Source organism: Xanthomonas sp. DAR 35659 (genome assembly GCF_041242975.1).
In the GTDB taxonomy this organism is placed as follows: domain Bacteria; phylum Pseudomonadota; class Gammaproteobacteria; order Xanthomonadales; family Xanthomonadaceae; genus Xanthomonas_A; species Xanthomonas_A medicagonis.
This window is the reverse complement of sequence record NZ_CP162488.1, coordinates 1,678,708-1,698,783: the sequence shown is the minus strand read 5'-3', so window position 1 is coordinate 1,698,783 and position 20,076 is coordinate 1,678,708. Positions and strand designations below refer to the sequence as shown.

The window sequence follows — 20,076 nt, the reverse complement described above, 5'->3', positions numbered from 1 at the left end:
CGAGACGGCTCACGCGTCCACCCGTTTGCGGGCCAGCGCCGCGCCGGCCTGCTGCGCGCGCAACAGGCCGGCCTGCAGGTCGGCGACCAGGTCCGCACTGGACTCGATGCCCACCGACAGCCGCAGCAGGCCGTCGCCGATCCCGGCGTTGGCACGCGCCTCGGCGGTCATCGCCGCATGCGTCATCGTCGCCGGATGCGCGATCAGGCTCTCCACGCCACCCAGCGATTCGGCCAGGGTGAAATAGCGCAGGCCATCGACGAAGGCGCGCACCTCGGCTTCGCCGCCGGCCAGTTCGAAACTGATCATCGCGCCGAAACCGCGCTGCTGCCGCGCCGCCACCGCGTGGCCCGGATGCGTGGCCAGACCGGGGTAATAGACCTGGCGTACCGCCGCGTGTCCGTCCAGCAGATCCACCACCGCCTGCGCGTTCTCCTGGTGCGCGCGCAGGCGCGCATCCAGCGTGCGCAGGCCGCGCAAGGTCAGGAACGCATCGAACGGCGAGCCGGTCAGGCCCAGCGCATTGGCCCACCACACCAGTTGCTGGTGCAGCTCGGCATTGGCGGCGATCACCGCGCCGCCGACCACGTCGCTGTGGCCGTTGACGTACTTGGTGGTGGAATGGATCACCAGGTCGGCGCCGAAGGCGATCGGGGTCTGCAGCGCCGGCGACAGGAAGGTGTTGTCGACCACCGCCAGCGCGCCGGCCTTGTGCGTGGCGTCGATGACGAAGCGCAGGTCGGTGATGCGCAGCAGCGGGTTGGACGGGGTCTCGATCAGCACCAGCCGCGGCGCCTGCGCCAGCGCATCGGCCAGCGAGCGCGGATCGGTCAGGTCGGCGGTGATCAGCTCGAAATGGCCCTTCTTGGCCAGCGCGTTGAACAGCCGCCAGCTGCCGCCGTACGCGTCGTGCGGCACCACCAGCTTGTCGCCGGGCTGCAGCAGCGCGTTGAGCACCAGGTTGATCGCACCCATGCCGGTGGCGGTGATCACGCCGCCGGCGCCGCCTTCCAGCTCCGCCAGCGCTTCGCCGAGCAGGTCGCGGGTGGGGTTGCCGCTGCGGGTGTAGTCGTACTGGCGCTTGTTGCCGAAGCCATCGAAGCTGAAGTTCGACGACAGCACGATCGGCGGGGTCACCGCGCCGTAGGCGGTGTCGCGGTCGATGCCGGCGCGAACCGCGGCGGTGGCGGCGCTACAGGGCAGATCGGTGTCGTGGGCAGTGCTCATGCGGCGGCTCCAGTGGGGCGAAGGGCGGTGGCGAGGATCGCGTCGATGCGATCGGTCTCTTTGAGGAAGGCGTCGTGGCCGTAGGGCGAGCGCAGCACACGCAGGCTGCCGCGCGGGCCAAGCCCTTCGACCAGGGCCACCAGGTCCGACAGCGGCACCAGGCGGTCGCCTTCCACCGCCACCACCACCGTGGGCACGGCGACGGCGGCCGGATCGATGCGGTGCAGGTCGATGGATTCGGACAGGCGCAGGTAGGCGTTAACCTGGGTGCGCGCCACGTACTGCGCGCCGGCGGCGTCCAGATAGTCCTCGGCGGCGACGCGGACGCGGCCGTTGATCACTTCCGGCGGCGCATCGAAGCGCTCGCCGAATTCCTCCGGGGTGCGGTAGCTGAGCATCGCGAACTGCCGCGCCAGCGACAGCCCGTGGCTTTCGGCGCATTGCAGTTGGCCCAGCGCCACCGCGCGGCGTTGCAGCGCGCGCCAGGCCGCCGCATACGGGTGCGCGCGATGCGCGCCGCTGACCGCGATCAACTTGTGCAGGCGCTGCGGATGCCGCACCGCCAGTTGCAGGCCGACCAGTGCTCCGTAGGAGTAGCCGACGAAGCCGTGCAGTTGCGCGATGTCCAGCGCATCCAGCAGCGCGGCGATGGCATCGGCCTGGTCGGCGCTGTCGATCGGCGCGTCCAGGCTGCCGTCGGCGCCGACGAAATCGAACGCCAGCAACCGCCGCTGCGTGGGATCCAGCGCCCGCCCCGGCCCGACCAGGCCTTCGGCCCAGCCCTTCTCGGGAAAGCTGGCATTGGCCGCGAGGTGGCGGTGCGCGGAGATGCCGCCGGCGACGAACACCACCGGCGCGGCGGCGGGGCCGCTCAGTTCGTAGCGCAAGCGCAATAACTGCACGCCGGCATGGCGCAGCGGCAACGCGACCGCGATCTCGCCGCGCATCGCGTGCACGCCGTCGGCCGGGGCCGCCGGCGCGGCATGGCGGTCGGAGGAGGCAAAGACGGGCGTGGGGCGTTGTGGCGTGTTCGCGAGGCGCATGACGGTATCCGGAGAGGAACGGCCATCGAGCTTCGCGGAGCTCGCGTTCGCCATGCAGAGGGCATGGATCGAACCATCTTTCGGCGGACGCGGTGGTCCCCGCAGGATTTGGCACCTACACGGTCGCTTGCGCGTCCGCTGGCTGCCCCGGCATCAAAGGGCCTGTCCCTCCGCCGGTCTCGATGGTGGAGCCACGATGCCAGCGTTTTTCGGTCGTGTCAATCTCTTTATTCGGATGAAGCGATATGATTTTTCGATCCCTGGCCTCGGCCATACTCCGCCTCCCTTATCGCTGCCCTGTCCGTGCGCCGACGCCACCTCCGCCACTGGCTTGCCGTGATCCTGTCGCTGGCGGGCGCGACCGGCGCGCTCGCGCAGCCGCTGCCGCGCTGGCATGCGCCGCGGCCCGCGGCACGGCCCGCCCCGGCATGGCTGGAGGTGGTGACCCGCGCAAGCGGCCTGCGCGAGGTCGCACTGGGCAATCCGCTGGGCGGCCCGGTGCAGATCCGCTTGCAGGGCGACGCCGCCAGCTTCACCGCCGTGCCCGCGCTGCCACTGACCGTGGAACTGGCCGCTGGCGAACGCCGCGTGGTCGCCCACCTGTATCCAGTGGGCGGCCAGGCCGAGACCGGCGGCGACAGCGCCCAACTGCGCATCGAGGCCGTGCCCGGCACGCCGCGCACCCGCGCCGACGACGTGCTGTACGCCCTGCCCTTCGCCGACCGCCCGGTGCGCATCGACCAGGGCTTCGGCGGCGCGTTCAGCCATCGCGATCCGGCCAATGCCTATGCCCTGGATTTCGCCCTCCCCGACGGCACGCCGGTGCTGGCCGCGCGCGAGGGCGTGGTGATGGAGGTACGCGACGATTTCCGCGAATCCGGCACCGACCCGCGCCTGGGCCAGGCCGCCAACCTAGTGCGGGTGGTGCACGCCGACGGCAGCATGGCGATCTACGCGCACCTGGCCGCGGGCGGCGTGCAGGTGCGGGTCGGCCAGGCGGTCACGCGCGGCGAACGCCTCGGCCTGTCCGGCAACACCGGCCTGAGCAGCGGCCCGCACCTGCATTTCGCAGTCCAGCTCAACCGCGGCGTGCGCCTGGAATCGGTGCCGTTCCGCATGGCAGGACCCCTGGGCGAACTACGCTTCGCCCATCCCGACCAAACGGCCGCACCGGCAAGCCCGCTATAATCGCCGGCTTCCTCCGTCTCCGATGACGCCCGTTGCGGGCGTACCGCCCATGTCAGAAGTCGCCTCCGAAGCTGCGCGCCGCCGCACCTTCGCCATCATTTCCCACCCCGACGCCGGCAAGACCACGCTGACCGAAAAGCTGCTGCTGTTCGGCGGGGCGATCCAGATGGCCGGCTCGGTGAAGGGCCGCAAGGCCGCGCGCCACGCCACCTCGGACTGGATGGCGCTGGAAAAGGAGCGCGGCATCTCGGTGACCTCGTCGGTGATGCAGTTCCCGTACGAAGGCAAGATCATCAACCTGCTCGACACCCCCGGCCACGCCGACTTCGGCGAGGACACCTACCGCGTGCTCACCGCGGTGGACTCGGCGCTGATGGTGATCGACGTGGCCAAGGGCGTGGAGGAGCGCACCATCAAGCTGATGGAGGTGTGCCGGCTGCGCGACACGCCGATCATGACCTTCATCAACAAGCTCGACCGCGAGGGCAAGGATCCGATCGACCTGCTCGACGAAGTCGAGACCGTGCTCGGCATCGAGTGCGCGCCGGTGACCTGGCCGATCGGCATGGGCCAGCGCCTCAAGGGCGTGGTGCACCTGGTGACCGGCGAAGTGCACCTGTACGAGCCCGGCCGCAACTTCACCCGCCAGGACTCGACCATCTTCCCGTCGCTGGACGCGCCCGGCCTGGCCGAGAAGATCGGCGAGCGGATGCTGGCCGACCTGCGCGAGGAACTGGAACTGGTGCAGGGCGCCAGCCACGCCTTCGACCTGGACGCCTACCGCGCCGGCAAGCAGACCCCGGTGTTCTTCGGCTCGGGCGTCAACAACTTCGGCGTGCAGCCGCTGCTGGACTTCTTCGCCGAGCATGGGCCGCCGCCGCAGCCGCGCGCCACCACCGGCCGCCAGGTGCAGCCCGGCGAGGACAAGCTGACCGGCTTCGTGTTCAAGATCCAGGCCAACATGGACCCGCAGCACCGCGACCGTGTCGCCTTCATGCGCATCTGCTCGGGCCGCTTCGCCGCCGGCATGAAGACCCTGCATGTGCGCACCGGCAAGGAAGTGAAACTGGCCAACGCGCTGACCTTCATGGCCAGCGACCGCGAGATCGCCGCCGAGGCCTATCCCGGCGACGTCATCGGCATCCACAACCACGGCACCATCTCCATCGGCGACACCTTCACCGAGGGCGAATCGCTGTCGTTCACCGGCATCCCCAACTTCGCCCCGGAACTGTTCCGCCGCGCGCGCCTGCGCGACCCGCTCAAGCTCAAGCAGTTGCAGAAGGGCCTGGCGCAGCTGTCCGAGGAAGGCGCCACCCAGTTCTTCCGTCCGCTGATGAGCAACGACCTGATCCTGGGCGCGGTCGGTACCCTGCAGTTCGACGTGGTCGCCTACCGGCTCAAGGACGAATACGGCGTGGACGCCAGCTTCGAGCCGGTCGGCGTGGTCACCGCACGCTGGGTGCACTGCGACAACCCCAGGAAGCTGGAAGAGTTCCGCGAGAAGAACGCGATGAACCTGGGCATCGATGCCGCCGGCGAACTGGTCTACCTGGCGCCGACCCGGGTCAACCTGCAACTGGCGCAGGAACGCGCGCCGGACGTGCGTTTCGCCGCCACCCGCGAACACGCGCACAGCGTGGCGGTGGATTGAGCCTGCGCGACCGCGGGGCCTGCGTCGGCTGAGCGCAAGCCCAACCGGCGCCGCCCGCCGGCGCCGCAGCGGATGCGAACCGCTCGCAATTGCGATACCTTGCAAGCCCATGGATGCAGACCGGTCGCCCGCCTACTCGAACGCCGACGCGCCGCCTTCCACGGACTGGCGCGACGAACTCGCCAGCGCCCTGACCCACGGCCTGGGCGCGATCGCCGCACTGGCCGGCAGCTCGGTGCTGATCACCCTGGCCGCCATCTATGGCGACGGCTGGCAACTGGCCGGCGCGATCGTGTTCGGCGTCGCCTTGCTGCTGCTGTACACCGCCTCCACGCTGTACCACGCCATCCCGCATCCCGGCGCCAAGGCGCGGCTGCAGGTGCTGGACCATTGCGCGATCTACGTGCTGATCGCCGGCACCTACACCCCGTTCACCCTGATCGGCCTGCGCGGCCCGTGGGGCTGGGGGCTGTTCGCCGCGATCTGGAGCATCGCCCTGGCCGGGGTGGTGTTCAAGCTGTTCTTCACCGGCCGCTTCCGGCTGCTCTCCACCATTCTCTACCTGGCCATGGGCTGGTTGATCGTGGTCGCGATCGAGCCGCTGCTGCGTTCGGTCGATGTGCCGACCCTGTGCTGGCTGCTGGCCGGCGGCCTGTTCTATACGCTGGGCACGTATTTCTACCAGCGCGACACGGTGCGCTACTTCCACGCCATCTGGCACCTGTTCGTGCTCGCCGGCAGCGTCTGCCATTTCGTCGCGGTGACCGCCCAGGTGCTCTGAGCCCGGTCACTTTCGCGCCCCGTGCACGGCGGCTGCCTAGGATGGCCGCATGGCTCGCGAACCCGTTTCCGCATCCGGCGCACGCCGCCGCTCCTGGCCGTGGCGGCGCAACGACGGCCGTCTGCGGCGCTGGCCGTTCGTGCTCGGCGCGCTGGTGCTGCTTCTGCTGATCGTCATCCTCGTCTTCGACTGGAACTGGTTCAAGGGGCCGGTCGAGCGCGCGGTGCAGGCCAAGACCGGCCGCGGGTTGCACATCGACGGCGACCTCGATGTCGACCTCGGCGGCACCATCACGATCCGCGGCGACCGCCTGCGCTTCGCCAACGCGGACTGGTCGAAGCAGCCGCAGATGGCCGATGCGCAACGCGCCGAGATCGACCTGGCGCTGTGGCCGTTGCTGCGCGGCAAGGTGCGCATCCCCGAGATTCGCCTGACCCGGCCGAACCTGCTGCTGGAGACCGGCCCGGACGGGCGTCCCGGCAACTGGAACTTCGGCGGCGGCGGTGGCAGTCAGGTGGTGCTGGGACGGCTGCTGGTGCAGCAGGGACGGCTCAAGTTCCAAGACGTCCGCGGCCGCACCGACATCGACGTCAGCGTCGACAGCCTGGTCTCGCAGCGCCGACGCGGCGATGCGGCGCCGCCGATCGCGGTGGCCGGCGACGGCCGCTGGCGCGGCAATCCGTTCACGCTCAAGGGCAGCACCGCCTCGCCGCTGGAACTGAGCGAGAGCGACCACCCGTTCCGCGTCGATCTGCGCGGCAGCGCCGGCAGCACCCGTGCGCACATGCGCGGCACGCTGACCAATCCCTTCCAGTTGCGCGTGTTCGACCTGCAACTGACCCTGGCCGGCGCGGACATGGCGCACCTGTATCCCCTGCTCGGCATCGCCATTCCGTCCACGCCGCCGTATCAGCTCGACGGCCGGCTCAAGCGCAACGGCGAAGTCTGGCGCTACGAGAATTTCAGCGGTCGCGCCGGCGACAGCGACCTGGCCGGCGACGTGCAGATCGACACCGCCGGGCAACGTCCGTTCCTGCGCGCTGACTTGCGCTCGCGGCGCCTGGATTTCGACGACCTCGCCGGCTTCGTCGGCGCGCCGCCGCGCACCGGCGCCGGCGAGACCGCCAACGCGGAGCAGAAAGCGCAGGCGGCCAAGCTCGCAGCCGACGACAAGGTACTGCCATCCACCCCCTACAACCTCGGCAAGCTGCGCGCGATGGATGCCGACGTGCGCTGGAAGGCGCAGCGGATCAACGCGCAGACGCTGCCGCTGGACGACATGGATGCGCACCTGAAACTCAACGACGGCGTCCTGCTGCTGCAACCGCTGAATTTCGGCGTGGCCGGCGGCGACCTGCGTTCGGACATCCGCATGGATGCGCGCAAGCCGGCCATCGCCACCCGCGCGCAGATCTCCCTGCGCGGCGTGCAACTGGCGAAGCTGTTCCCGGACGGGAAGCTGGCCAAGGAAGCCTCCGGCGCGATCGGGGGCGAGATCGCCCTGGCCGGCACCGGCAACTCGATCGCGCAGATGCTCGGCAGTGCCGACGGCAGCGTCGCCATCGGCATGGGCAAGGGCCACATCAGCAACCTGATCATGGAACTGGCCGGCCTGGACGTGGCCGAATCGCTGAAGTTCCTGGTCACCAAGGACCGCGAGATTCCGGTGCGCTGCGCCTTCGGCGATTTCGCGGTCCGCGACGGCGTGATGGACGCGCGCGCGCTGGCCTTCGACAGCACCGACACCTTGCTGATCGGCAGCGGCTCCATCGACCTGGATCAGGAGAAACTGGACCTGTTGCTGAAGGCGCGCCCCAAGGACCGCAGCATCCTGTCGCTGCGCTCGCCGCTGCGCGTCGGCGGCACCTTCAAGGACCCCAGCTTCCGCCCCGACTTCAAGGCGCTGGGCGTGCGCGGCGCGGTGGCCCTGGCGCTGGGCAGCATCGCCCCGCCGGCCGCCTTGCTGGCGACGCTGGAAACCGGTCCCGGCAAGGACGCCGACTGCGGCGGGCATTATGCCAAATAGCCGGGAATGGGGAATCGGGATTGGGGAATGGTAAAAGCGCGGCGCGCCGTGGCTTTTGCCGTTGCCAATCCCGAATCCCCAATCCCGAATCCCGTTAGCTGGTGATGTAGCGCTGCAGCTGATCGAGTTCCTGCTGCTGCTCCTCGATCACCGCCTTGACCAGGTCGCCGATCGAGATCACTCCCACCACCGTGCCGGCCTGCACCACCGGCAGGTGGCGGATGCGCTGGCCGGTCATCAGCTCCATGCACTGCTGCACGCTCTGCGACGGGTCCACCGTGTACACCTTGGCGCTCATGATGTCGCGCACCGGCGTGGTCGCCGAGGAACGGTCCTGCAGCACTACCTTGCGCGCGTAGTCGCGCTCGGACAGGATCCCGGCCAGCCGCCCGTCCTGCATCACCAGCACCGCGCCGATGCCCTTGTCGGCCATCAACCGCAGCGCATCGACCACCGCCGCATCCGGCGACACCGCGTGGACCTCACCGCCCTTGTCGCCCAACAACTGTCGTACCGTACGCATCGCTGCCTCCCGGTTCGCTGGATCGCACGGCCGAGCATACTCCTGCGGCCGGTGCACGCCAGGTGTCGACCAGATACAGCGGACGCTGCTTGGATTCCTCGTACAAGCGGCCCAGGTATTCGCCGATCAGGCCCAGCGCGATCAGCTGGGTGCCGCCCAGGAACAGGATCACCGCCATCATCGTCGGCCAGCCGGCGACCGGATCGCCCCACAGCGCGGCCTTGACCACCACCCAGGTGCCGAACAGGAAGGCGCCGGCCGCGGTCGCCAGCCCCAGGTAGGTCGCCGCCCGCAGCGGCGCGGTGGAGAAGCTGGTGATGCCTTCCAGCGCGAAATTCCACAGCCGCCACAGACCGAACTTGCTGCGCCCGGCCAGACGCGGGGCGCGCCGGTACGGCAGCGCCAGGTGGCGGAATCCGACCCAGCCGAACAATCCCTTCATGAACCGGCGGCGCTCGCGCAATTGCGCCAGCGCCGCCAGCGCGCGCGGCGACAGCAGGCGGAAATCGCCGGTGTCCGCCGGAATCGGCGTCTTCGACAGGCGCCCGATCACCCGGTAGAACAACGACGCGGTACCGCGCTTGAGCCAGCCTTCGCCGTCGCGCGCGATGCGCGTACCGTAGATGTCGTCGTAGCCGGCGCGCCAGTGCGCGACGAACTGCGGGATCAATTCAGGCGGATCCTGTCCGTCGGCATCGAGCAGCATCGCCGCGCCGGTTTCGACGAAATCCAGGCCCGCGGTCAACGCCAGTTCCTTGCCGAAGTTGCGCGACAGGCGCAGCGCGCCGACGCGCGGATCGTCCGCGGCCAGCGCCTGGATCACGTCCCAAGTCGCGTCGCGGCTGCCGTCGTCCACGTACAGCACGCGTCCCTCCACGCCGTCGAGGCCATCGAGTGCGGCCAGGATGCGTGGATGCAGCAACGGCAGGGTCTGCGCCTCGTTGAAGGCGGTGACGACGACGGTCAGGCGCTCGGTTTCCATACGCGGATGGTACGGAGCGCCCCGCGCGTTCACCAGCGACGCGCGCGCCCTCGCAAGATTCGCAGCCCCTCCCCTTCTCCCGCCGGGAGAAGGTGCCCCGAAGGGGCGGATGAGGGTACGCCTGCCGCCGAACCATCCAAGCTCATGGACCTCCGTACCCTCACCCCAACCGCTTTCCCAATGGGAGAGGGGCTGGAACGCGGCGCCATGCCGATGGCGCTATGGCGCCTGCAGATACGCCGGCCCGCCCAACTGCCGCGTCTGCCGCTGGATCCAGTTGGCGCGGCGCTGGACATACGGACCGGGACGCGCGGCGTCGTAGCGCTGCGGCGACGGCAGCACCGCCGCCAGCAGCGCGCTCTGTGCCGGACTCAGCTGCGCCGCCTCCTTGCCCCAGAAGTGCCGCGCCGCCGCTTGCGCCCCGTACACCCCATCGCCGAACTCGGCGACATTGGCGTACACCTCCAGGATCCGCTGCTTCGACCACAGCGCCTCGATCAGCACCGTGTACCAGGCCTCCAGCCCCTTGCGCAGCCAACTGCGGCCCTGCCACAGGAACAGGTTCTTGGCCACCTGCTGGCTGATCGTACTGGCGCCGCGCAGGCGGCCGCCGCGCGCATTGTGGTCGCGCGCCTTCTCGATCGCCTCCAGATCGAAGCCATGGTGGCTGGGAAAACGCTGATCCTCGGCGGCCACCAGCGAAATCGGCAGGCTCGGCGCGATCTGCGCGGTATCGCGCCAGTCGTAGGCGATGCGGAAGCCCCAGTCGCCCTCGCCCCAGGCGCCGAGTTGACGCTCGAGCATCATCGCCGAGAAAGGCGGATCGACGAAGCGCAGCGCCAGCACCTGCGAGACGCTCGCCAGCACGAACACCAGCGGCGCCAGCAGCAGCCAGCGCAACCAGCGCCGCCGCCGCGGCAGCGCCGCGCCACTTGCAACGCCCCGTGGCGCCCCCATTGCTATGCGTTCTTCGACTTTGTCCACCGAGATGACCCACTATCCTGCGGTCGCCATCTTCCCATGCGCAGCGAGGCCGCGATGAGTTCTTCCGAGCACGACCACCTGACCCGCTTCCTGCTGCCCGGCGCCGGCGTGCGCGGCGTGCACGTGCGCCTCGCATCGGCCTGGCGCGACATCCTCGCGCCGGCCAGCTATCCGCCCGCCGCCACCGAGCTGCTGGGCGAGGCCTGCGTGGCCGCCGCCCTGTTCACCGGCCACACCAAGGTGGACGGGCGCCTGTCGGTGCAACTGCGCAGCGAGGGCGCGCTGCGCACCCTGTTCGCCGAGTGCACCGCGGCCGGCACCCTGCGCGGCATCGTCCAGTTGCGCGAGGGCAGCGATGCCCCGCGCGACCTGCGCGCGCTCGGCGACGCCGCGCTGCTGGCGATCACCATCGAGAACCCGGGCCTGGACCCGCGCGAACCGCAGCGCTACCAGAGCCTGGTGGCGCTGTCGGCGGCCGAGCTGGGCGAGGCCTTCGAGGACTACTTCCGCCAATCCGAGCAGTTGCCGACCCGGCTGATCCTGGCCGCCGACGGCCAGCACGCGGCCGGCCTGCTGCTGCAGAAGCTGCCGGGCGACACCGGCGACGAGGACGGCTGGAACCGCGCCGGCGCCCTGTTCGATACCGTAGACGAATCCGAACTGTTGGCGCTGCCGGCCGAGACCCTGTTGCACCGGCTGTTCCATGAGGAGGCGACGCAGTTGCTGGGCACCCGGCCGCTGCGTTTCGGCTGCTCCTGTTCGCGCGAGCGAGTGGCGGCGATGCTGCGTTCGCTCGGCGAAGACGAAGCTCGCGCCGCGGCCGAGGCCACCGGCCAGGTCGAGATCCGCTGCGAGTTCTGCGGCCGCCACTATGACTTCCCCTTGACGGAATTCGGCGTATTGTTCGCGACAACCCCGGCTGAACCGGCGCCGCCGGAGCGCTTGCAATAGCCGGGAACGAGCTTTAGGACCGGGGAGTCTGGCTTGTTAAAGAAACATAAACCCACTAGCATCCTCCAACCTGCCCAGCGGGAACTTTCGTTCCTGCCCCACAGTCCATAGACCGTCCATGCGAGCCCTACTGCGCCTGCCACTTGCCTTGCTGATCGCCCTCGCGGCGGCCACGGGCGCGCATGCGCAGAGCAAGCCCCCCGGCGAGCGCGACCGGACGGTACTGCCGATCTGGAACAAGGGCAGCGGCAAGGTTGAGGCCTTGCTGTACCTGGAACCGACCGGCGAACAGGCGGTCGGGGCGCGCTGGCATTTCGGCCGCAATTCGCTCGATGCCGCGTTCGGCCTGTCCTCCGGCGACTCGCTCGGCCTGCTGTGCAACAGCGCCAGCGGGAGCAGCATCAGCGGCCTGGCCAGCCACTGCATGCTCGCCAGCCTGGGCGACGACGACGGCGATGCCGGCAGCCACCGCGTCGCCGCGACCACCACCTTCAACCGTCCCGGCGGGCGCCTGTCGCTGTCGGCCGGCACCGGCCGCGAGAACATGCCGGCATGGCTGGCGGGCGCCACCAAGACGCCCGCGCTGCGCATGGAGCAGAACGACCTGACCGTGTTCGCGCAGCAGAACATCGGCCGCGAAGGCTTCGTCTCGATCGGCGGTACCTTCGCCAAAGCGCGCCTGGTCCCGATCGCCGACGCCTCGCCGGCGCTGGTCGACCAGTGGGACAGCAAGAGCCTGAGCATCGGCGGCGGCTACGGCTCGTTCAGCGCCAACGTCATCGGCCGCGTGGTCGACGCGCCGGGCCAGCCCGGCAAGTGGTCCGGCCTGGGCGTGGGCCTGACCTGGCGCACCCCGTGGAGCGGGCAACTGACGGTCGGCGCCGAGAACGTGATCACCCGCGGCAAGAATCCGTTCGCGCCGAACAACATCAGCACCGAGGAAGGCACCATTCCTTATGTGCGTTACGAGCAGGACTTGTAAAAGACAAGCCACTGTTTCAAAACGTTTTTCGTCCAAAAAAGCCCCCTCATCGGGGTTTTTTTAATGCCCACCTGAAACAGAAAGTGTGAAATTCATCACATATATACGGGTGTTATTAACAACTCTTTAATTTCCGGAACGAGGCAGTTACTATCGGTTCACCCTGCGGATGTTTGGTCTCGCTTTTTCGAGGCCACCGCTGGACACCCTTCAGTTGCCACCACACCTCATTCGGAGAGAGAGCCAATGAATTGCAAGACCCATCGCCTGCGCGACGCCATCACGTTCGCGCTCGCCGCTGGCACCACCGCCCTGCTCGGCACGGGCGCGGCGGCTGCCCAGGACAGCACTTCCAGCGATCCCTCCAAGACCCTGGACACGATCCAGGTCACCGGTTCGCGCGTGGCCCGCGTCGAGACCGAAACCGCCAGCCCGGTGGTGGTGATCGATCGCGCCGCGATCGAACAGACCGGCAAGCTGACCCTTGGCGACCTGGTGCAGGAACTCCCGGCGATGTCCGGCGCGCCGACCAACCCGGCGGTCAACAACGGCGGCGGCGACGGCAAGTCGTCGGTCGATCTGCGCGGCCTGGGCGATGAGCGTACGCTGCTGCTGGTCAACGGCCGCCGCATCGTCAACAACGACGTCAACTCGATCCCCGCCACCGCGGTGGAGCGCATCGAAGTGCTGACCAGCGGCGCCTCGGCCGTGTACGGCTCCGACGCGGTCGCCGGCGTGGTCAACTTCATCCTGCGCAAGGACTTCGAAGGCCTGGCGGTCAGCGTCGACTACGGTCAGGCGACCCACCTAAGCGATGGCGCGCGCAGCGGCGGCTCCCTGACCTTCGGCCAGGTGGGCGACCGCGGCAACCTCATGGTCGGGCTGAACTACAACAAGTTCGATGCCATTTCCTCCGCAGACCGGAAGTACTCAAAGGACGCAACCTACCTGTCCGGCGGCAGCGTCAGTATCGGCGGCTCCAGCCGCAATCCAGGGGGACGCATCTCGCTGCCGGAGCCGCTTCAGGCTCAGTATGGCGGCTGCGGCAGCGTCACGCTGATCCCCGGTGCCAGCGGTGCCTCGCAGAGCGACTACCGATGCTATTCGGGTGCTCGCGACTCCTACAACTACCAGGCCACCAACCTGATCATGACGCCGCAGGAACGCACCAGCGCGTTCTTCCTGGCCAACTACCAGATCACCGACAGCATCAACGCCTTCGCGCAGGTTTACCACAACAAGACCAGTTCGAATTTCGCCATCGCCGCGCTGCCATTCGACGCGCGCGGCGACAAGGTCATTGTCTCCGCCGACAACTTCTACAATCCGTTCGGCATCAATTTCGGCGCGGACAACAACAGCAACAGCTACAGCCAGTTGCTGAGCCGCTTCACGTCGCTAGGCCAGCGCCGTTCCTACTACAGCACGGTGACTGATCAGGTCGTCATCGGCCTGGAAGGCTTCGTGGGCGACAGCACCTGGAAGTGGGACGCGGCCATGAACTATGGCCACTACAAGCGCGACAACACCAGCTATGGGTATGTGTTCTACAACGGCCTGCGCGACGCGCTGGGCCCGTCGTTCCAGGATAGCGATGGCGTGGTCAAGTGCGGCAGTCCCGGCGCCGTCATCTCCGGTTGCGTGCCGCTCAACATCTTCAACATCAACGACCCTCAGACGATCTCGACGTTGACCGATTACGAGTCCCGTCCGTCGTTCTCCACGACGCGGCAATCGCGCAGCTTCGAAGCCAATGCCAGCGGCGAACTGTTCACGCTACCGGCCGGCGGCGTGCAGTTGGCGGTGGGAGCGGCCTGGCGCGAGGAGTCTCAAAAGAGCTCGGTTGATTACATCGCCCTGGCCAACCAATACGGTAACTGCTTCATTTCCCAGGAAGCCTGCAGTTCGCCGCTGGGCGGCAAATACAATGTTAGCGAAGTTTACGGCGAACTGTACGTACCGCTGCTCTCCGAAGTTCCGTTCGCGCACCTGCTCGCGGTGACGCTGGGTTCGCGCTACTCCGACTACAACACATTCGGCGACAGCACCAACAGCAAGGTCCAGCTGGAATGGCGTCCGATCGAGAACCTGCTGCTGCGCGGCACCGTCGCCGAAGTGTTCCGCGTGCCGACCATCGACGACTTGTACGCAGGTCCGGCCGGCGATGCGCCGACCTTCCGCGACCCCTGCCTGGGTTACGGCGCGGCCGGCGTTCCGCGCGATCACGAGAGCGCCTGCGGCGCGGGCAGCGGCGCGACCGCCATTCCGGGCGACACGGGCATCACCTCGACCGGGAACTCGCAGACCACCGGCGTGTGGTCCGGCGGTGTCGCCGGCGGTTTCGAACTGAAGCCGGAAAAGGGTAAGTCGTTCGACTGGGGCGTGGTGTACGACCCGGAATGGCTGCCTGGCTTCTCGGCCAGCCTGGACTACTGGCGCCTGTATTTGAACGACACGATTGCGCGTGCCGACGCGCAAATCGTCAGCGACGTTTGCTATTCGGACAACAGCAGCCCGTTCTGCCCGCTCATTCATCGCTTCCCGGATGGACAGGTCGACTACATTCAGGAGCCGATCGTGAACCTCGGCCGTCTGGATGCCAAGGGCTGGGATCTGGCACTGCGCTACCGCCTGCAGGACACCAATTACGGCTCGTTCGTTTTTGGCCTGGACGGCACCTACATTGCCCGCTACGACAACAACACCAACCCCAGCAACCCGAACAACGTTGTGACGCACATCGCGGGAACGTACAACAAGAGCTACGGCTTGTACTCCAGGGTGCGCGGCCGCCTGTTTGTCAACTGGCAGAAGGGCGATTTCGGCGCGAGCTGGCGCATTCGCTATGTCGGGCCGTTCCAGATCGGCAACGACGACCTCCGCCAGCGCGTCAGCGTGGACGGCGCGTGCAACCCGTCGGACGCGGAGTTCCAGCAGTATTGCTACGAGAAGGGCTACGGTGCCTACCTCATGCACAGCGTCAGCGTGAACTACGCGTTGCCGTGGTTCAATTCGAAGGTGGAGGTCGGCCTGGACAACGTGTTCGACAAGCAGCCGCCGATGATGTACCAGAACAACGTGCTGAACGCGAACACGGACGTGAACAGCTTCGACACCGTGGGCCGCTACCTGTGGGCTCGCTACAGCATGAACTTCTGATCCAGTTAATCGCGCTATTGGTGTGAAACACGGGCCGCGCGAAGGATTCGCGCGGCCCTTTTCTTTGGTAGATCCGAATGACCCAACCGCACCTGAAATCCGCTATCCAATTGATCGAGCAAGGCGAAAGCGGCGCGGCCGCTACAATCTGCCGAGAAGCACTGGCCACAACGCCCGCAGACACGTCCTGGAGCACGCTGCTGGCGATGGCCCTGCAACAGAGCGGCGACTTTGCAGAGGCTGCCGCGATCTATCGAACACTGACTGAACGTGAACCGAGCGAACCCGCGCACTGGGCCAACCTCGGCCAGGTCTTGCGCACCCTCGGCGACTACACCTCCTCCGAGCGTGCCTATCTGCGGGCACTGGCGCTGGCGCCAAACACCCAACATCATCTTGTCGACTACGGCCTACTGTTGATGGAGATGGGCGATGTCGCGCGCGCCCGTCACCGCTTCCTGGATGCCGTCGAACTGGATCCGACGCAGCCGGAGGCACGCATCCACGCGTCGGCCGCCTGCTTCGCATGTGGCGACGCGCAACGTGCGAGCAGCCTGCTGCCGCCGCTATGGGCATGGCCACCACTGTCCGACGAACTGCTCGAAGAACTGGCGAGCGCGCTGATCCAGGTCGGAAGAATCGAGGAGGCCGAGGCCCTGCTTGCACCGGCACCGCAGGACCAGTCTCCACCCGCAGCACGTCTGATCAGGCTGGCTCAGCTGTACGAGCGCACCAACCGGCTCGACCAGGGCAGCGCACTGCTGCAACAGATCGCAGCGTCGGCCAGCCAGCACGGCCCGCAGGTGCGGATGGAGATGTTGCAGTTGCAAGCGTCGCTCGCGCTGCGCCGCAAGGATCACGCCGCGGCCCGCAGCACGGTCAACGCACTGCTGCAACTGCGGCCGCCCGTGCAGGTACAGGCCAATGCCTATTTCATGCTCGGCGGCATTGCGGACAAGCAAGGCGACACCGCCGAAGCGATGGAGATGTTGGGCAAAGCGCATGCGATCCAACTGAAGATCGCCGCGGGCAGCATGCCCGGCATCGTCCAATCGGGGGATGAGCCGCTGCAAAGCTCCAACGCATGGCTGGAGCAAGCGCAAGCACGCTACGCAGACGTGCGCGACACGGCACCGGTCGCTGGCGCCTCGCCGGTCTTCATCGTGGGCTTCCCGCGCTCGGGCACTACCATGCTGGAGCAGATGCTCGATGCGCATCCGAACTACGCGTCAATGGACGAGCGCGCCATCGTGCAGAACTGCATCGAGTGGATGGAAGCGCAGGGCAAGCAGTACCCCTACGATCTCGACGCACTGGACAACGCCCAGGTCGAGGCGATGCGGCAGGTGTACTGGTCGGAGATCGCCAAGGTCATCGCGCTGGCGCCGGGCCAGCAGTTGGTCGACAAGAATCCGCTCAACATGCTGCGCCTGCCGATGATCATGCGCCTGTTTCCCAATGCGAAGATCATCCTGGCCCTGCGCCATCCCTGCGACGTGTTGCTGAGCTGCTACATGCAGAACTTCCGCTCCCCGGCATTCATGGTGCTGTGTTCGACCCTGGAACGCCTGGCCAAGAGCTACGTCAACGCGATGCGCTTCTGGATTCACCACCAGGCGCTGCTGCAACCCGACCTGCTGATCCTCAAGTACGAGGAGACCGTGGCCGATTTCCCGGCGCAGGTGCAGCGCATCGGCGGCTTCCTCGGCATCGCCCAGCCCGAGTTCCTGGCCGGCTTCAGCGAGCATGCCGCGCGCAAGGGCTATATCAGCACGCCCAGCTATTCGCAGGTGGTGGAACCGGTGAACCGGCGCGCGGTGGACCGCTGGCACGCGTATGCGCCGTGGCTGGCCAGCGCCCTGCCGATCCTGCAGCCGGTGGCCGCGCATTGGGGTTACGACCTGGAGACGCCCGCCGCATGAAAGCGCTCAGCGATTACATCCGCAGCTACGACGACGCGTTGCCCGCGGCGTTCTGCCGCCAACTGATCGACGGCTTCGAGGCCTCGCGCGCGCATCACCAGCGCAACGGCAGCAACAGCCGCGCGGCGCTCGGCGACAGCAACTGGACCGAGCTGGATGTCGGCAAGCTCGCCGATCCGGCGTTTCTCGGGTTCTTTCTCGACAAGATCGAGCACTACCTGGCGCGCTACAACCAGGACCTCGGCCTGACCCTGCCCATCCCCTATCGCCCGACCATCGACCGGCTGATCTTGAAGAAGTACCAGATCGGCGGCAGCGACCGTTTCCAGCCGCATTTCGATTCGATCGACGAAGTGGCCGAGCGCTACCTGGTGTTCCTGTGGTATCTCAACGACGTCGCCGAGGGCGGCACCACGCGCTTCTGCGATCTGGACGTGGAGACCGCGCCGCGCGCCGGCAGGTTGCTGATGTTCCCGCCGTACTGGATGTACCAGCACGTCGGCAATGCGCCTGTGTCCAACGACAAATACATCCTGTCCACCTACCTGATGTTCAAGCGCTGAGCGGCGGATTGGCGCGACGCGGCGCGCGCCGAGGCCGCGCGGCATCCAGCGCAGGCGCCGCCCGCGCTACAGTCCCGCGCGCAGGTTGAACGCACCGATGCACTCGACCAGGTGCCGCAGCGCCAGCGTCTCGGCCTCTTCCAGGTCCGGATGCCAGGTATCCAGGATCATCACCACCCGCACCTGTTCGCTGTGATTCCAGGCCTGGTGCAGGCAGGTGTCGTTGAATGTGACCAGTTGCCCGACTTGCCAGTGATGGGCGATGCCCGCCACGTCCAGTGCGCAATCCGGCGGCACGATCAGCGGCAGGTGGGTGACCACGCGCGAGTTGCTGACCCCGTAATGCGGCTTGATCGTGGTGCCCGGCGCCAGGATCGAGAACAGCACCTCCGGCGCGTGCAGATCGATCCTGGTCAGCGGCACATGCGCCAGCGCCGCCGCGGTGACCGGACAGCGCTGCAGGTTCTCGGCATGCGCCACGCCGTGTCGGTAGAAGAAGTAGGCATCCCAGGCGCCGTCGCCATGCCGGGCGCTCAGGTAGTCCTGCGGCGTGGCGCCATTGCTGAAGTCCAGGAATGGCTGCACCGCCTGGCGCGAGGCCAGCACCTGCCGCAGTTCGTTGCAGATGCCTTCGGTGGCGCCCTGCAGGCGCGCGTACCAGGGGAACCGCTCCGCCCCAAGATACGGCGACGGATCCAGGTCCGGCACGTAGAGAAAGGTCGGGCGCTGGCCGTCGTCGGCCGGACGCGGCTGCAAGCCCAGGTAGATCCGCAGCGCCGCGGTCACCCGGCGCAGCGCCGCCTCGCCGAAGCGATCGACCAGCGGCTGCAATGCGGAGGCGAACAGGGCGTGCCGGCCCTGGTCGATGCGCGCCATCGCCGCCAGCACCCGCGGCTGCAATTCCGGCGCGGTGCTGCGCTGATCGAGCCAGCGGCCCTTGGCCTGCGCGGCGTGCACCGCGGCAAAGTACATCGGCAAGGCCTCGTCGCCGCGCCCCAGCGCGTCCAGGCTCTCGGCCAGCCACAGCCGCAGCAGGAACGCGTCCGGCGCCAGCCGCACGCCCTGCTCGAACGCCGGCACCGCCTGCGCGTGCTCGCCCAGATGCGCCAGGCACATGCCAAGCCGGCTCCACGCCTCCAGGCTCGGGTCGGCGTCGGCGACCACGGCCCAGGCTTGCGCCGCGCGCGCGAGCTGGCCGCTGTCCGTCAGCAACGTCGCATGCAGACGGCGCAGCGTCACGTCGTCCGCCGCCTTCGCCAGCACCTGTTCGCACAGCGCATCGGCGCGCCGGTAGTCGCCCTGGGCGAGGTGGCGCCGCACCTCCTCGTGCACGCCCGCGCGGGTCAGTTCCTGGAACATCAGCCCGGGATCAGGGTCACGATGACGTGTTCGACGTAGGCCTCGAATTCCTCGCGCGCCTGCTTGGGCTGATGCAGCTGCAGCGACAACTGCAGGAAGCCGACGTAGGCGGCATAGGCCAGCCGGGCGCGATGCTGGGCGTCGGTGCGGCTCAGCCCGGCCTGGCGGAACGAGGCGATCAGGTACTCCATGCGCCGTTGCGAGACGCGGTCGATCACCGGGCGCACCGCCGGATGGTCCAGCGCCTTGAGCAGTTCGCTATAGATGATGTGCGGCTTGACCTCGTGCGCCACCAGTTGGAACAGCGCGCGCAAGCGGGTGCGTGGATCGGGCACCTCCTCGAGACTGCCGAACACCTGCTGCTGCTCGACCAGTTCCCACCGCTCCAGCGCCGCCTGCAACAGCGCGTCGCGCGAGGGGAAATGCCAGTAGAAGCTGCCCTTGGTGACGCCGAGCCGGCGCGCCAGCGGCTCCACCGCCACCGCGTTGACGCCCTGTTCGGCGATCAGGTCCAGGGCGGCCTGCGCCCAGTCCTCGGCGCTGAGTCGGTTGTTGCGGCCGCCACCCGAAGTGGCGGCCTCGTCGGTGGAAGGCGCGGAGGCGTTGTTCATCCGTCGATTTAACCATACGGGGCAGTCGATTGCAGTATGTAACTTGCATGAATCGAGCGCAAATGCCCAGCAGCATTGGCTTTTCGCTCCATACTGCATCGTATTGACATCCCCGCATGCC

General features: G+C 67.9%; 16 protein-coding genes and 1 riboswitch. Of the genes, 9 read left to right on the top strand and 7 right to left on the bottom strand.

Features of this window, described 5'->3' with window-relative positions; all coding sequences use genetic code 11:
* Positions 1-9: 9 nt before the first annotated feature.
* Positions 10-1,227: an O-succinylhomoserine (thiol)-lyase gene (locus tag AB3X07_RS07165; protein WP_369943742.1), complete on the bottom strand. Its 1,218-nt coding sequence runs from the start codon at positions 1,225-1,227 to the stop codon at positions 10-12.
* On the bottom strand, positions 1,224-2,270 hold the full coding sequence (gene metX / locus AB3X07_RS07160; RefSeq protein ID WP_369943741.1) for a homoserine O-succinyltransferase MetX: 1,047 nt from the start codon (positions 2,268-2,270) through the stop codon (positions 1,224-1,226). Before metX ends, AB3X07_RS07165 begins: the two co-directional genes overlap by 4 nt.
* 70 nt (positions 2,271-2,340) lie before the next feature.
* A riboswitch (SAM riboswitch) is annotated at positions 2,341-2,459 on the bottom strand.
* 147 nt (positions 2,460-2,606) lie between these two features.
* Here metX and AB3X07_RS07155 point away from each other — a divergent pair.
* The 4 genes from AB3X07_RS07155 to AB3X07_RS07140 all read left to right on the top strand — a co-directional run bounded on the left by AB3X07_RS07155 (position 2,607) and on the right by AB3X07_RS07140 (position 7,919).
* Positions 2,607-3,458 (top strand): M23 family metallopeptidase, encoded by an 852-nt coding sequence (locus tag AB3X07_RS07155; RefSeq protein WP_369943740.1) that lies wholly within the window; start codon positions 2,607-2,609, stop codon positions 3,456-3,458.
* 49 nt (positions 3,459-3,507) lie between these two features.
* Complete coding sequence (locus AB3X07_RS07150) at positions 3,508-5,112, top strand: peptide chain release factor 3 (RefSeq protein WP_369943739.1); 1,605 nt, start codon at positions 3,508-3,510, stop codon at positions 5,110-5,112.
* Between the two features lie 109 nt (positions 5,113-5,221).
* Entirely contained in the window at positions 5,222-5,893 is a 672-nt protein-coding gene (gene trhA, locus AB3X07_RS07145; RefSeq protein WP_369943738.1) for a PAQR family membrane homeostasis protein TrhA, read from the top strand.
* A 49-nt stretch (positions 5,894-5,942) separates the two neighbouring features.
* Positions 5,943-7,919, top strand: a complete 1,977-nt coding sequence (locus AB3X07_RS07140; protein WP_369943737.1) for an AsmA family protein — start codon at positions 5,943-5,945, stop codon at positions 7,917-7,919.
* 94 nt (positions 7,920-8,013) lie between these two features.
* Here AB3X07_RS07140 and AB3X07_RS07135 read toward each other — a convergent pair whose 3' ends face one another.
* From AB3X07_RS07135 to mtgA, 3 genes are all read right to left on the bottom strand, one after another.
* Positions 8,014-8,442, bottom strand: coding sequence for a CBS domain-containing protein (locus tag AB3X07_RS07135; RefSeq protein WP_369943736.1), 429 nt, complete (start codon positions 8,440-8,442; stop codon positions 8,014-8,016).
* On the bottom strand, positions 8,402-9,424 hold the full coding sequence (locus AB3X07_RS07130; protein ID WP_369943735.1) for a glycosyltransferase family 2 protein: 1,023 nt from the start codon (positions 9,422-9,424) through the stop codon (positions 8,402-8,404). Before AB3X07_RS07130 ends, AB3X07_RS07135 begins: the two co-directional genes overlap by 41 nt.
* Positions 9,425-9,643: 219 nt before the next feature.
* Positions 9,644-10,381 (bottom strand): monofunctional biosynthetic peptidoglycan transglycosylase, encoded by a 738-nt coding sequence (gene mtgA / locus AB3X07_RS07125; RefSeq protein WP_369943734.1) that lies wholly within the window; start codon positions 10,379-10,381, stop codon positions 9,644-9,646.
* A gap of 63 nt (positions 10,382-10,444) precedes the next feature.
* Between mtgA and AB3X07_RS07120 the strand changes: the two genes are divergently transcribed.
* From AB3X07_RS07120 to AB3X07_RS07100, 5 genes are all read left to right on the top strand, one after another.
* Positions 10,445-11,359, top strand: coding sequence for an Hsp33 family molecular chaperone HslO (locus AB3X07_RS07120; protein WP_369943733.1), 915 nt, complete (start codon positions 10,445-10,447; stop codon positions 11,357-11,359).
* A gap of 118 nt (positions 11,360-11,477) precedes the next feature.
* The gene (locus AB3X07_RS07115) at positions 11,478-12,341 is read left to right on the top strand and encodes a hypothetical protein (RefSeq protein WP_369943732.1); all 864 of its coding nucleotides are present in this window, start codon (positions 11,478-11,480) and stop codon (positions 12,339-12,341) included.
* A 246-nt stretch (positions 12,342-12,587) separates the two neighbouring features.
* A complete protein-coding gene (locus AB3X07_RS07110; protein WP_369943731.1) occupies positions 12,588-15,500 on the top strand; it encodes a TonB-dependent receptor plug domain-containing protein in 2,913 nt (970 codons plus the stop codon).
* A gap of 77 nt (positions 15,501-15,577) precedes the next feature.
* Entirely contained in the window at positions 15,578-17,422 is a 1,845-nt protein-coding gene (locus tag AB3X07_RS07105) for a tetratricopeptide repeat-containing sulfotransferase family protein (protein WP_369943730.1), read from the top strand.
* Positions 17,419-17,985 (top strand): 2OG-Fe(II) oxygenase, encoded by a 567-nt coding sequence (locus AB3X07_RS07100; protein ID WP_369943729.1) that lies wholly within the window; start codon positions 17,419-17,421, stop codon positions 17,983-17,985. The genes AB3X07_RS07105 and AB3X07_RS07100 overlap by 4 nt, the downstream gene beginning before the upstream one ends.
* A 66-nt stretch (positions 17,986-18,051) precedes the next feature.
* Here the strand turns inward: AB3X07_RS07100 and AB3X07_RS07095 are convergent, their stop codons facing one another.
* Both AB3X07_RS07095 and AB3X07_RS07090 read right to left on the bottom strand, forming a co-directional pair.
* The gene (locus AB3X07_RS07095) at positions 18,052-19,344 is read right to left on the bottom strand and encodes an aspartyl/asparaginyl beta-hydroxylase domain-containing protein (protein WP_369943728.1); all 1,293 of its coding nucleotides are present in this window, start codon (positions 19,342-19,344) and stop codon (positions 18,052-18,054) included.
* A complete protein-coding gene (locus AB3X07_RS07090) occupies positions 19,344-19,955 on the bottom strand; it encodes a TetR/AcrR family transcriptional regulator (protein ID WP_369943727.1) in 612 nt (203 codons plus the stop codon). The genes AB3X07_RS07095 and AB3X07_RS07090 overlap by 1 nt, the downstream gene beginning before the upstream one ends.
* Positions 19,956-20,076 lie beyond the last annotated feature (121 nt).